The following is a 13,894-nucleotide window of genomic DNA, read 5'->3' as shown; positions in this document are numbered from 1 at the left end:
CTTCAGAGGCGTAACTACGATAGAAATTATATTTGCTCACAAATATGTAAGTAATCTCTCCTACCATCCAGACTATACTGTCGGTATTGGAATCTCACCAATTCAACCTTTCGGCTCGCGGACTTTACCGCCGGTCGGGAATTTAACCCTGCCCTGAAGATGTTTACAAAATAATTATATCACTATTTTCAAATTTGTAAACACTTTTTACGAATTTAAATTGATATTTTTTTATCCAACTTATTACCCAATTGTTATATAAATTTATATATACATTTTATCATAATTTTAAAGATTCTTAATATTATAGAATATAGGACAAGGATAAATTATTTGATGGAGAATATTTATGAATAATATTATTAGAATTTTAGGAACCAACATAAAAAACACAGTGTCCAAACAGTATGATTTTATTGAAAGCAATGCTGTTGAAATAAGACTTAGAGTGAATAGTCCAATTCTAATAAAAAGCAATAAAAGAGAATTTTTTTTAGAAGAAACCACTAAAGTAACTAAAAAAGACATTGATGATACTGTTTCAAATATCACTAAAAATTCGATCCATGCTTTTGAAAAGGAAATTAGGAGCGGATATATAACCGTTGAAGGGGGGCATAGAGTTGGTCTTGGGGGTGATTGTATTTATGAGGGTAATATATTTAAGGGATTCAAGAACATTACTTCTTTAAATATAAGGATAGCCAGAGAATTTCCCGGTTGTACGAGAAATTATCTAAAGTATTTTATGAATTCAAACAAAAATATATACAATACTTTAATTATAGGACCCCCTCTTTCAGGCAAAACAACATTTATAAGAGACATATCAGTTAATCTAAGCGACGGTATTAAATTTCCATATTTTGAAGGATGCGACGTTACTTTAATTGATGAAAGAGGAGAAATATCATCTGTTTTTAATGGTGTGCCTCAAATGTATGTGGGCAGACGAACTGATGTATTATCTTATTGCATGAAAAAAGAAGGATTTTTCATGAGCATACGAGCATTGTCACCCAAAGTGATAATCTCAGATGAACTTGGTTCAAAGGAAGATTTTGAAATTATTCAATATGCATTAAAAAGCGGAGTAAATATAATTGCAACTGCTCATGGTTTTGGCATAGAAGATGTGAAAAAAAACATATATATGAGATCTATAATTGAGAACAATTTTTTTGACAGGGCATTGATTTTAAAAAGCAGTAAAAGCCCTTCTGTTGCAAAGGAAGTATACGATTTTCAAAGAAACAAGGTGATTTTCAATGATGTTGGTTAAAGTAACATTATTTTTTCTTATAATTGTTTCAATTAAATACATATTCAAATTTATAAATGATTGTGGTGACAATAATATTGCCAGAATGAAGGAACTTATTGATTTTACAGAATATCTTCAAATTTATTCCTGTGATATGAAAATGTCTTTTGAAGAAATATTTTTAAGATATGAATTTAAAAGCAAAGAAACAGAACAAGTGTGCAAGATGTTAATGAATGAATTGAATCATGAAGAAAAAAACAACAGAAAAAACTTTGTTTGTATAATGAAAGAAATAATGATGACACCTGATGAATTCAACAAATATTTTACAGATATTATTGATTATTACGGGAGTGCATATTCGGATGTCTTAGATAAAAAATTAGGCTTAACTTTGAAAGAAATGAAAAATTCGATGAACTGTTTTGAAATTATCAACAGTGAGAGAAAAAATCTAAACAACAGGATTTCATTGCTTGTGGGATGCCTGGTCGCTGTTATTTTGATTTAAGGGGGTAAATATGGATATTGACTTAATTTTTAAAGTTGGTGCAATCGGTATTATAGTAGCAGTTTTTAATCAAATTTTAGCAAAGACGGGAAGAGACGAACAAGCAATGTTTGTAACACTGGCAGGAGTAATAGTTGTAATGGCTCTAATCGTTGGAATGATGAATGATTTATTCGTGGAGGTAAAGTCAGTATTTAATTTGTATTGATAATGATTGATATGTTACTTGCGAAAATAATATTTATAGCTGTAATCACTGTTATTTTAAGTATTACAATTTCAAAATTCAATCCGGAATTCAAAGTTTACATTACCGCCATCTTCGGTATACTCGTTATTTATATGTTGTTTTATGAACTGCAAGGTTATGTTCAGGAAATAGTAAGTGTTTTCGTCAGATATGACATTAAAATTGAATATTTCAGCACTATTTTAAAAATTGTAGGAATTGCATATATTTGTGATTTCATATCAGTTCTTTGCAAAGATTTAAATTACGAATCTGTAGGAAAAAAAGTTGAAATTGCCGGAAAGCTTATGATATTAATTTATTCCATAGATGTTATTAAAATATTTCTTGATCAGATACTGTTGCTTGTAAATGGGTGATGAAATGAAACTAAAAATGAAAATTATATTGTTATTAATAATAATTTTAACATTAAACTGCATTCCTGTTTATGCCAGCACAACATATTCTTTTGATAAAGCAATTGAAGAAATACCGGTTGAAGATGTAGAGGAATATATAAATAACAACAACTCATATTTTAAAGATAACAATATTAAAATAAGAGACTTAATTGTAAATGCATTCAAAGGAAAACTTGATATCAGCTTAAAGGATTATTTAATGTATGAGCTTAAAAATGAACAAGGCTTTTTTAAAGATATTTTAAGAACGTGTGTTAACGTTATTATCATATGTATGCTTTTAACAATTATAAATTATTTTTCTGATGAAATAAGTAATCAAAGCGTATCTGATATAGTAATTTTATTTTCTGTAATGATAATTTTTACAATAGTACTTAAGGATGTATTAAATATAAAAAATTTACTAAAAAGTGATTTTGCTCAATTCAAAATAATCACCGAAGAAATAAATGCAGTTTTTATGGCAGCGATGCTTACTTTCGGTAAACTCAGCGTATTGCAGTTCTTTCAAATATCACTTAATTATGTGATTGGTATCACCACACGGTTAATATATAATATTACCGATATTATGACCGTAGTAATGATTGCTGTAATTTTAATAAATAATATGAGCAAATTTATTAATGCAAAACTTTTGTATAAATTTTTAAAGAAAGGAACTCTTTTAATTTTATCCGGATATATGATTATAGTAGTCATAAATTTTTCTGTACAAGGATATATATTATATAAAACGGATAATATTTTTATAAGTTCCATTAAAGCGTTGTCTCCTGCAGCGGTACCTGTTATAGGAAATGCAGTAACAAGTTTTTTTGGGGTGTTTTTAAAAAGCATTCTTATGATAAAAGATGTTCTGGGAATAGTAATAATAGTTTTTATATTATCGGCATTTGGTGGATCACTTATAAAAATTTTGTTAGCTTTGATTTTGTACAAAGCAGTTGGAGTTCTTACGGAACCATTTAATGAAAATATATCCAAGCTCATTTATGAGATGGCAGATTTATTTTATATTTACTTGGTATGCCTGATGACACCAATAATAATTGTAACTGTATATTATTCAATTCTATTAAACTATATGAATAACATTTTTGGGTAGCCTATGAAAAGTACAATAGTTAACATATTAATAATGATTTTAATGTTTAACGTAATAATGATAATTTTCCCGGAAGGCAGAACCCAAAAATTTTGCCGAATATCAATTAAAATTTTTATCATGATTTATGTTTTAAACAATATATTTCTTAATGGAGGCATTGATTTAAAAATGTTGGAAAACATGCCATCAGTTTCTTCTTACTACGAAAGGGAGGCAATCATAAAAAGTGTGGATCAGGAATTTATTGATGAATTAAATAAAAATAATTACGATGGAGAAGAAGTGATTAAAAATATTGAGCTCAGCTTCACAGAAAGTATGTATGTAAAAGTAAAAATAACTTTAAATAAATTATTGAGCATAGATGAAGTAAATGAATTAAAAAGAGACATAGCTGAAATATTTCAAATTAGTTCAGATAACATAGATATAATATCAGGAGGAATATATGAATAATTTTTTGAAAATGTTCAAAGAAAACAAGAATTTAAAATACGCAGTAAATATATTCATTATACTTGTTATTATTTCATTGGTATTGAATTTTAATACCTCAAAAATATCAAGTAAAACTTCTGAAATATCAAAAAGTTATCAGGACACAAATGAAGTTGCGACAGATAGCTATGTACAATCCTTAGAAAAGAGGTTAGAAGAAATACTTGGTAAAATTGAAAATATGGAAAGCGTTGATGTTATGATTTATACAAAAAATACTCCGGAAATGGAGCCTATCTATGATGAAAACATCAGCAATGAGACAAATATTGAAGTAGGAAGTGATGGAACAAAAAGGGAGGTGATGAGAGAGACAAAACAAAACCAAGTTATATTGAGCACAAATAATGATGTAGTTGAAAGATATTACCAATATCCTGAAATATCGGGAGTTTTAGTTGTCGCTGACTATACAGGAAGTAAAGATATTTATACAACTCTTATGAATTGTGTAAAAACTTTATTAGATATCAATTTAAATGAAATTGAAATAATTTTATCTGAAAAGAACTAACTTAGGGGGTTATTATGATTATGAAAAAGGAAACATTGGTATTTATAACTTCATTGGCAATTATTTTTATCATAGGTTATGTTAATATGACCATGAAGCCTGAAAATGTATTTAACGAAGATGACTATTCACAATTTCAAAGTGAAGAACAGAATGAACTCGCCGAAAATGATGTTGCTGAAATTCTCGAGGGAGATCCTGCAGCAACAGCAGAAGCTTTACCAGAAGAAAGTGAAAATGCAGCTGCACAGGAGGAGTCAACAGATGTAACAGAAACGGATTATGAAATTCTTGGAGATATAACAGACATAACAGATTTAAACACTGTTGAAGCATCATCAACTGCTGTTATTGACACATTAAATTCATGCTTTGAAAACTTTAAACTTAATAAAGAAAAAGGAAATATGGATGTTTTAGATCATCTTGAAGAAAATATAAGCAATGCCTTAATATCAGAAGATACCAAAAGTCAATTTGAAGCGCTTCTATTAAATAAGAATTCATTTATAGAAGCTGAAAAAGATATTGAACTTATGCTTCAGACCAAAGGTTACAACGAAACAGTTGTAATCGTAGATGAAGATATGGTTAAAGTAATTACGAATGAAACAATTGAGCAGGCAGATGCAACTAAAATTTTAGACGTAATAGTTTCAGAAACAGATTACGAACCTATTCAAATAAAAATCGTCAAATTTGATAATATTGATTTGTAAAAATTTACAACTTCTGATATAATTATTTAAGGAGGTGCTAATATGGAGAACGAAACTTTAGAATATGGCCAGGTTAAAATTTCTGATGATGTAGTAATAATTATTGCGGGCATCGCAACCAGCGGAGTAAAGGGTGTAAGTACAACTCGTACAGGAGTAGCAGAAGGAATTTCAAATTTATTCTCTAAGAATAATTACTCAAAGGGAATAAAAGTTGAAATAAATGAAAATATTGTTGTTTTAGACATTTTCATAAATGTAGAATATGGCTACAAAATAAACGAAGTTGCTAAAGAAGTTCAAGCAGTTGTTAAAAAAGAAATAGAAACTATGACAGACTTGGAAGTGACTTCCGTAAATGTTCATGTACTTAATATAATACAAGAAAAAGATAAAGATAAAGACAAAGAAAATACAGACTCTGACATAGCAGTAGACTAATATAACGAATATAGATTGACAATTTATTATTGTCAATCTATAATTGTTTTACTTACAATATAAGTGATTAAAAACTATGTATGATTGCCAAATTCAGGCAACTAAATGCTTATATTCAAAAAGCATGGTAGCATATTATAGCTATAGCTACTAACGGAGGAAATATGAAACGAAAAGAAACAAGAGAAGATGCAGTTAAATTAGCATATTGTATGGATGTTAACAAAGAATTTGATAAATCATATCCACCCATATTTGTAGAACATTTTGGACTGGATGACGTGGATATTGATTACTTGAACAAAACAATTGGAGATATGATTGACCACATGGATGTAATAGACAAACACATTACAGATAATTCTAAAGACTGGAAAATTTCAAGAATAGCTAAAGTAGATCTTGCAGTTCTTCGTGTGGCACTATCAGAAATATTATATAATGATACTATTCCGGAAAGTGTTTCAATTAATGAAGCTGTAGAAATCAGCAAAAAGTATTCTAGTGATGATTCTCATAAATTCATTAATGGAATTCTTGGAACAGTTGTAAGGAATATAAAAGAATGATTGAATATATACTTGGCATTGATACAAGTGCATATACTACTTCTATTGCTTTAATTGATGCAAAAGAAAATAAAATAATAGATGATAAAAGAAAAGTGCTTCTGGTTCCATTGGGACAAAGGGGACTCAGACAGCAAGATGCAGTTTTTCAGCACCTTAAAAACTTCCAAGAACTTTACAGTGAAATAAATGTTGATATGAAACTTATCAGCACGGTGGCTGTCAGTTCAAGACCTAGAAATGTAGACGGCTCATACATGCCTGTTTTTACAGTTGGTCAAAATTATGGAAAAATAATTGCCGAAACATTGAACTGCAGCTATATTGAATATTCTCATCAGGAAAATCATATTGCTGCTTCTTTAATTGAACTATACAAAGAAATAAATGATGATATCCTTGCTATTCATATATCAGGAGGAACAACAGAATTTCTTGGTGCTAAAAAAGCACAAAAGGGATACTCGACAGAAATAGTTGGAGGAAGCAAAGATATTACTTTTGGACAGCTTATTGACAGAATTGGCACTTTAATGGAATTTCCTTTTCCGTGCGGACTTTATATGGAGAAGTCAATACAAAACATTTCTGAAGTTGATAAAATTAAAATTCCTCCTATAAAAGGAACTACATTTATAAATTTATCCGGAATGGAAAATTATTATAATAATTTGTACCTGCAAAATAAATACAGCAAAGAAACTATAATATATTCATTATTTAATTATATTGCAAGCTGCATTTTACATATTATTAAACAAATACAATCTATTTATTGTTTTAAAACTATAATAATAACCGGAGGGGTTGCATCAAACAATACTATCAGAAATTTAGTTTTAGAGGAATTAAATGATAAATTAAGAGTGATTTTCCCTTCTAAAGTAAATTCATCTGATAATGCTGTAGGTCTTGCATATCTGCCGATTATCGACAGGTGGTACAATGAAATTAAAACCTATTAAAGTATCTGTTCTAAATCAATACATAAAAAAATATTTAATGAGCAACTCAATTCTAAATAACCTTAGAGTAGAAGGAGAAATATCGAATATAAGAATGAGTAGGTCAGGATATACTTACTTTTCTTTGTGCGATGAAAATTCTTGTATAAATTGTGTCGCTTTTTTTGTTGATTCTGTATCAAAAAACGGAGATAAGATTATTGTTGAAGGAGAATTGTCTGTTTATGAGACGAAGGGTACTTATCAGCTAATTGTAAGAAATTTGGAACGTGTAGGACTTGGAAAAATTTTGCTTGATTTAGAAGTATTGAAAGAAAAACTTAAAGCTCAGGGAATGTTTGACAGGCATAGAGAACTGCCTGTCTATCCTGCTAAAATAGGCATTATTACATCTAAGTCGGGTGCAGCAATCAAAGACATTTTAAAAACTTTTGAAAGTGTAAAAGCAGATTTTGAGATTGTAATTTACAATACGCTTGTTCAAGGGGAAAAGTCTAAAGAAAATATCCTTGATGGATTAAAATATTTCAATAAAAATGAGACTGATGTGATACTTATATCAAGAGGTGGAGGAAGCTTTGAAGATTTAAATGTTTTCAATGATATAAATATAGCAGAGGAAGTATATAAATCGAAGGTTCCTGTTGTAACAGGCATAGGACACGAAACAGATAGAACACTCACAGATTATGTTGCTGATGAATATTGTCACACTCCAACTGCTGCAGCAGAAAGAATTATAAGAGGATATAAAGATATTGAAGAAAAAATTTCAAGTCTTGTGTATGCATTAAAGCGTGGAACATATAACTGCCTTGCATTAAAACAAGCAGATATTAAATCATCAAAATATTTATTAAAAAATTATTTACCTTTGGAAAATATATATAAACTTAAAAACGAACTTGAAGGGTATAAGAATATCCTTAATAACGTATCAAATAAAAAAATGAAAGAATGCAATTTTCAGCTACAACTTTTAAATGAAAAATTGAACATACATAATTATAAAAATCAACTCGATAAAGGCTTTGCCGTTGTATCTGACATAAATGGAAATATTGTAAAACATATCAATCAAGTAAAAGTCAAAAGTTTGTTAAACATAAGGTTTAAAGACTTTAATATCGAGGCAGAAACAATAAATGTGCAAGAGGTAGAAAATGAAAGATAAATATGATAGTTTTGAAAACGCATTGGAAGAATTGAAAAATATAGTACAAAATTTTGAAAATAATGATGATATGTCTGTTGATGATTTATTAAAAAATTATGAACAGGGAATGAAAGCTTATTCTTATTGTTCCAAAAAATTAGAAGAAACTCAGAAGAAAATAAAATTCATTGAAGAAAGTTATGAATAAATAAAGATTAAGTATATTTTTAGAAATGTATAATTTAAATAACTATAAAATTATTAATTGATATTTATAAATTGTTATGCTATAATTTTATTGAATTGTTCAAATTTTGTTTTTTTGAGCAGAATAATTATGTAAAGTATTGAAAGGGTATTTAATGGAAGAATATAGGCTTGATGTATATCTGCACAATAAAGGTTTTGTTGATAGCCGCGAAAAGGCAAAACATCTTATTATTAATAGCTGTGTATATGTAAATGACAAAATTAAAACAAAGGCATCTTTTAAAGTTACAAACGATGATATTATAAAAGTTACAAACGATTTGTGTTATGTGGGCAGAGGAGCTTCAAAGCTTGAAAAAGCAGTCATGCTTTTTAATATAGATATTGATAATATGGTTGCAGTAGATATTGGAGCGTCCACGGGCGGGTTTACAGATTATCTAATAAGACATGGAGCTAAAAAAGTGTATGCTGTTGATGTTGGGCACGGACAGCTTCACGATACTTTAAAAAAAAATGAACGGGTAATTAATATTGAAAATACAAATTTCAGGTATGCTGATGCTTTAATTTTTACTGATGATGTCGATATAATAGTAGCAGATGTTTCATTTATATCTTTGAAATATATTTTACCTAAAATTGTCGAAATTAGTCATGAAAATACAAATATTGTTGTACTTGTTAAACCTCAATTTGAGGCTGGAAAAAACAATGTCGGTAAAAATGGAATAGTAAAAAACAAGGGTGTTCATTTCGATGTACTTAATAACTTTAATGAATATTGTCATAAAAATAACTTAACAATAGTAAATTTAACATATTCTCCCATACAAGGAGGAGATGGCAACATAGAATACCTTGCTCATTTAAGAAAAAATATTAAAGATGAAAATGTATTGAATTTCAAAGACTTAATAAAAGAAGCCTTTGAAGTGTTATAAAAAACTAAATGATATATGAGGTGACAAATGAAAAAGTATACAAGACAAACAAAAATCCTTGAGTTAATATCTAAAAAAGAAATAGAAACTCAGGAAGAACTTGCTGAAAGCTTGAAAATAATGGGAATTGATGTAACGCAAGCAACTATTTCAAGAGATATTAAAGAATTAAGATTGGTAAAAGTAATGTCAAAGAACGGAAAATATAAATATGCTACTATAGGTCAAAGTCAGGAAGGTATTACAGACAGATTATATAAAATATTTGAAAATTCTGTTGTTTCCATTGACAATGCTATGAATATAGTTGTTATAAAAACAATTCCCGGAGCAGCTCAAATATGTGCATCTGCAATTGATTATATGGGAGTAGATGAAATAGTTGGAACATTGGCTGGAGATGATACAGTGTTTGTAGCTATAAGATCTTTGGAAGCTGTTGAATACGTATTACAGGAATTTAAAAAGAATATAAGATAATGGTGATATTATGCTGATTAGTTTAAATATCAGCAATTTTGCTGTATTTGAAAATGAATCTATCAATTTTGAAAATGGATTTAATGTTTTCACCGGTGAAACAGGTTCAGGAAAATCTATATTGATTGAAGCGTTGTCTCTTATTTTAGGTGGTAGGGCTTCAAAGGACCTGATAAGAAAAGGAAGTAAAAGTGCATTGGTGGAAGCAATCTTTGATATTTCCAGCAATAATTGTTTGTGTGATTTCTTAGCCAGTGAGAATATTGATATAGATAATGAAGACTTTTTAATAATATCAAGAGAAATTTTGGAAAATGGTAAGAGCATTAATAAAATTAACAGGAAAACCGTTCCTCTAGGAGTGCTTAAGGATATCGGAAATTATTTAATTGATATTTATGGGCAATTTGGTCACGAAAGTTTATTTAAAAAAGAAAATCACATTATATTGCTTGACAGCTTAATACAAAAAGAATTATCTCCATTATTTGAGGAGTATAACAAGTTGTTTTTAGAATACAATAAAAAATGTGATGATATAGATACTATAAAAAGTAAACTTATAAATAAGGATTTAAAAATTGAACAGCTGAAATTCGAAATAGATGAAATAGAGGAAGCTCAATTAAAAGAACATGAAGAAGATGAATTGCTAAAGGAAATTAAAAAGCTGTCAAATATCCAAGAAATAAAAAATTCAGTATTTGAAGCAATTAAGATTATGAACAACAATAGTGGCTTGAATAACGTTTACAGTATCCTGAACAAAATTAAGAGTTATGACGACGTAATTGCAAGTTATCTTTTGAAAACAGAAATTTTGTTGGAAGAACTGCAATTTTTCGTTCACGACTTAAGAGATTATTCGGAAAAATTAGATATTGATGAAAACAAAATGAATTTTATTGAAAATAGAATGTCACTCATAAGTAGGTTAAAAAGAAAATATGGTTATTCTATTGAAAAAATAAATGAATATAAAAATTTATCAGAAAAAGAGCTTAAAGTTCTTAAGGAAGCAGAATCTAATTTAAGTATTTTGATGATAGAAAAGAATGAATTGTATAGAAGATTGAAAGAGTATGCAGAAATAATTTCCAAAAAAAGGAAAAATGCAGCTGATTTTCTTGAAAAACAAATACTTAAAGAATTATATGATTTAAATATGAAAAATATTATGTTTAAAGTAAACATTGAAAGAAAAAGCAATTTTTCTTTTGATGGGATTGATCAGATAGAGTTTATGATTTCTACGAATATTGGAAGCGATTTAAATTCAGTTCAAAAAGTAGTGTCCGGAGGAGAAGCATCACGTATTATGCTTGCTTTTAAAAAAATAAGCAGTGATATTGATAGTTCTCAAACAATGATATTTGATGAAATAGATTCTGGTATAAGTGGTAAAACAGCGCAAATGTCCGGTATTAAAATGAATTATATTTCAACTAGACATCAAGTTATATGTATTACTCATTCTCCACAAATAGCATCAATATCAAAAAATCATTTTTTAATTGAAAAAAAGGTTGTTGACAACAATACTTACAGCACTGTTAGAAGACTTCATGACGAAGATAGAATTAATGAAATAGCAAGATTGTTGAGTGGTATGAAAATTACTGAAAAGTCAATAAGCAATGCAAAAGAATTAATTGAGTTTAGCAGTAATATATAAAAAATATTGTTGAATAATATTTTGTACAAGTAAGATACAATTAAATATTTCCAAAGTATAAAACATACTGTACATGGAGAAATTAAGGATAAAACTTTAAGGAGAGCAAAATGAAAAATTTCGCTAAAAGAGTTTTATTCTTTATTTTTTTTATTGCATTATTGCTTACAGCTGTTTACTTAGGATTTGATTTAAAATCTAATCCTTATATTTTAACAAAAATGGATAATCAGGTTATAGAATCAGAAGGAAAATATTTAATACCTGGTGGTCAAACCATTGGTGTTGAATTGAAAACAGAAGGTGTTCTTGTAGTCGGATTGGCTGATATAATAAATACTGATAAATTGTCTATATCACCTGCAAAAATAGCAGGTGTGCAAATAGGGGACAAAATTTTAGCTATTGATTCAATTGAAATTGAAGATACTGATGATATTTTGGAATACACCAATAATCAGGGTGTAAAAAATTACAGCTTAGAAATCGAAAGAGAAGGAAAAATTTTTAATTTAAATATAACTCCGGTACAAATATATAAAAGCAATGAAATAAAATTTGGGTTTTGGGCTAGAGATGATATTGCCGGAATTGGAACCGTTACATTTATAGATCCCGAAACAGGCAAATTCAGTGCAATAGGGCATGGTATTTCGGATTCTGATACAGGTTCACTCATTGATATAGAATCAGGCACTATTTCTAAAGCAAATATAACTAGTATTAAAATTGGTAAAAAGGGAGAACCCGGAGAAATCATAGGCTATATATTAAAAGATGAAGATAGTCTTGGCACTGTAGAAAATAATACTGATTTTGGGATATACGGCAATATTAATAAACAAAGTCTGGGTTTTTTCAGTAATAATTTAATTGAAGTTGGCAAAAAAGAAGAAATTAAACTAGGTAAAGCACAAATTTATTCATGTGTAAACAATGAAATACAAATATATGATGTAGAAATAACCAAAATATTTTATCAAAATAAACCCGATGAGAAAAGTTTTGTAATAAAAATTGTAGACCCTGAACTTTTAGAACTTACAAACGGGATTATACAAGGTATGAGCGGTTGTCCTGTCATTCAAAACAATAAAATGGTAGGCGCAGTAACTCATGTTTTTATGAATGATCCAACAAAGGGATATGGAATTTATATAGAATGGATTTTTGATGAAATTTATAGCAATAGCAATAAATTTGATATATAATAGAATATTTTAATAAAAAAATGAAAATAACAGTTATATTGTTGTAAAAACAGAATATAAATAAAATTAAGAGAATTAAATATAGAATTTTATAATATTTAAAATAAAAAAAAATTATTTTAGAAAAAAAAGGGTTTTTAATGTTTTTTGCGTATATTATTAATGAGAGATAATTTTTAGAGGGGGGTTTTTATTTTGAAAAAGATTAGAGTGGTAATTGCAGATGACAACAAAGAATTTAGGCTTATTTTAAAAGATTTTTTAATGAGCAAAAGTGTATTTGATGTTGTAGAAATGGCTGAGGACGGTCTTAAAGCATTAGAAGCCGTTGAAAAATTCGAACCGGACATATTAATACTTGATATTATTATGCCACACTTAGATGGCCTTGGCGTACTAGAAAAACTTCATAAAATGGAATTGAAAAAATTTCCAAAGGTTATTATTTTATCAGCTGTAGGCCATGATAAGGTAACTCAAAGAGCAATTAATATGGGGGTAGAATATTATATTGTTAAACCATTCAATTTCGAATCTTTTGCAGACAGATTAATTCAAATTTCCGAACTTGAAACTTCAAAGGTTCAATACAAAAATAAGGAAATGGTTTATAGTGAAAAAGTTAATGAAGAATTAAGCCTTGAAGTTAAAATAACTGAAATATTGCACGAGGTGGGGGTACCTGCGCATATTAAAGGTTATCAATACTTAAGAACATCGATTATTGATGTTGTAAATAATATTGAACTTTTAGGTGCAATAACTAAGGAATTATATCCAATGATAGCTAAAAAATACAGTACAACTCCAAGCAGAGTAGAAAGGGCTATTCGTCATGCGATCGAGGTAGCCTGGACAAGAGGAAAAATTGAAACAATCAACAGTATATTTGGGTACACGATTCATAATAATAAAGGAAAACCAACAAACAGTGAGTTTATTGCAATGATAGCAGACAAACTTCGT

18 protein-coding genes and 1 riboswitch are annotated in these 13,894 nt (G+C 28.5%); all 18 genes read left to right on the top strand.

Features of this window, described 5'->3' with window-relative positions; translation table 11 throughout:
• Nucleotides 1-51: 51 nt before the first annotated feature.
• A riboswitch (FMN riboswitch) is annotated at nucleotides 52-165 on the bottom strand.
• A 184-nt stretch (nucleotides 166-349) separates the two neighbouring features.
• The gene (gene spoIIIAA, locus SA378_RS09360) at nucleotides 350-1,282 is read left to right on the top strand and encodes a stage III sporulation protein AA (protein ID WP_318525727.1); all 933 of its coding nucleotides are present in this window, start codon (nucleotides 350-352) and stop codon (nucleotides 1,280-1,282) included.
• Nucleotides 1,269-1,778 (top strand): hypothetical protein, encoded by a 510-nt coding sequence (locus tag SA378_RS09355; RefSeq protein ID WP_318525726.1) that lies wholly within the window; start codon nucleotides 1,269-1,271, stop codon nucleotides 1,776-1,778. Before spoIIIAA ends, SA378_RS09355 begins: the two co-directional genes overlap by 14 nt.
• Before the next feature lie 10 nt (nucleotides 1,779-1,788).
• Nucleotides 1,789-1,986 carry a stage III sporulation protein AC gene (gene spoIIIAC, locus SA378_RS09350; protein WP_318525725.1) on the top strand — a complete coding sequence of 66 codons (198 nt, stop codon included), beginning with the start codon at nucleotides 1,789-1,791 and terminating at the stop codon, nucleotides 1,984-1,986.
• Between the two features lie 2 nt (nucleotides 1,987-1,988).
• The gene (locus SA378_RS09345) at nucleotides 1,989-2,387 is read left to right on the top strand and encodes a SpoIIIAC/SpoIIIAD family protein (protein ID WP_318525724.1); all 399 of its coding nucleotides are present in this window, start codon (nucleotides 1,989-1,991) and stop codon (nucleotides 2,385-2,387) included.
• Nucleotides 2,388-2,391: 4 nt separating this feature from the next.
• A complete protein-coding gene (locus SA378_RS09340) occupies nucleotides 2,392-3,543 on the top strand; it encodes a stage III sporulation protein AE (protein ID WP_318525723.1) in 1,152 nt (383 codons plus the stop codon).
• Nucleotides 3,544-3,546: 3 nt separating this feature from the next.
• Nucleotides 3,547-4,002, top strand: a complete 456-nt coding sequence (locus SA378_RS09335; protein WP_318525722.1) for a hypothetical protein — start codon at nucleotides 3,547-3,549, stop codon at nucleotides 4,000-4,002.
• Nucleotides 3,995-4,558, top strand: coding sequence for a hypothetical protein (locus tag SA378_RS09330; protein WP_318525721.1), 564 nt, complete (start codon nucleotides 3,995-3,997; stop codon nucleotides 4,556-4,558). Before SA378_RS09335 ends, SA378_RS09330 begins: the two co-directional genes overlap by 8 nt.
• Before the next feature lie 14 nt (nucleotides 4,559-4,572).
• Nucleotides 4,573-5,277, top strand: a complete 705-nt coding sequence (locus SA378_RS09325; RefSeq protein ID WP_318525720.1) for a SpoIIIAH-like family protein — start codon at nucleotides 4,573-4,575, stop codon at nucleotides 5,275-5,277.
• Nucleotides 5,278-5,319: 42 nt separating this feature from the next.
• Complete coding sequence (locus SA378_RS09320) at nucleotides 5,320-5,718, top strand: Asp23/Gls24 family envelope stress response protein (RefSeq protein WP_318525719.1); 399 nt, start codon at nucleotides 5,320-5,322, stop codon at nucleotides 5,716-5,718.
• 164 nt (nucleotides 5,719-5,882) lie between these two features.
• Complete coding sequence (gene nusB, locus SA378_RS09315; RefSeq protein WP_318525718.1) at nucleotides 5,883-6,287, top strand: transcription antitermination factor NusB; 405 nt, start codon at nucleotides 5,883-5,885, stop codon at nucleotides 6,285-6,287.
• Complete coding sequence (locus SA378_RS09310; protein WP_318525717.1) at nucleotides 6,284-7,252, top strand: hypothetical protein; 969 nt, start codon at nucleotides 6,284-6,286, stop codon at nucleotides 7,250-7,252. Before nusB ends, SA378_RS09310 begins: the two co-directional genes overlap by 4 nt.
• Entirely contained in the window at nucleotides 7,233-8,426 is a 1,194-nt protein-coding gene (gene xseA / locus SA378_RS09305; RefSeq protein ID WP_318525716.1) for an exodeoxyribonuclease VII large subunit, read from the top strand. The genes SA378_RS09310 and xseA overlap by 20 nt, the downstream gene beginning before the upstream one ends.
• The gene (xseB, locus tag SA378_RS09300) at nucleotides 8,416-8,616 is read left to right on the top strand and encodes an exodeoxyribonuclease VII small subunit (protein ID WP_318525715.1); all 201 of its coding nucleotides are present in this window, start codon (nucleotides 8,416-8,418) and stop codon (nucleotides 8,614-8,616) included. Before xseA ends, xseB begins: the two co-directional genes overlap by 11 nt.
• A gap of 154 nt (nucleotides 8,617-8,770) precedes the next feature.
• Complete coding sequence (locus SA378_RS09295) at nucleotides 8,771-9,562, top strand: TlyA family RNA methyltransferase (RefSeq protein ID WP_318525714.1); 792 nt, start codon at nucleotides 8,771-8,773, stop codon at nucleotides 9,560-9,562.
• A gap of 27 nt (nucleotides 9,563-9,589) precedes the next feature.
• Entirely contained in the window at nucleotides 9,590-10,042 is a 453-nt protein-coding gene (locus SA378_RS09290; protein WP_318525713.1) for an arginine repressor, read from the top strand.
• Nucleotides 10,043-10,052: 10 nt separating this feature from the next.
• A complete protein-coding gene (gene recN, locus SA378_RS09285) occupies nucleotides 10,053-11,717 on the top strand; it encodes a DNA repair protein RecN (RefSeq protein WP_318525712.1) in 1,665 nt (554 codons plus the stop codon).
• Nucleotides 11,718-11,827: 110 nt separating this feature from the next.
• Nucleotides 11,828-12,928, top strand: coding sequence for a SpoIVB peptidase (spoIVB, locus tag SA378_RS09280; RefSeq protein ID WP_318525711.1), 1,101 nt, complete (start codon nucleotides 11,828-11,830; stop codon nucleotides 12,926-12,928).
• Nucleotides 12,929-13,120: 192 nt separating this feature from the next.
• On the top strand, nucleotides 13,121-13,894 hold a 774-nt coding region (spo0A, locus tag SA378_RS09275), incomplete at its 3' end, for a sporulation transcription factor Spo0A (RefSeq protein ID WP_318525751.1).

Origin of the sequence: Sedimentibacter sp. (genome assembly GCF_033447055.1) — a bacterium.
GTDB lineage: Bacteria > Bacillota > Clostridia > Tissierellales > Sedimentibacteraceae > Sedimentibacter.
This window is presented reverse-complemented; position numbering and strand designations above follow the sequence as displayed.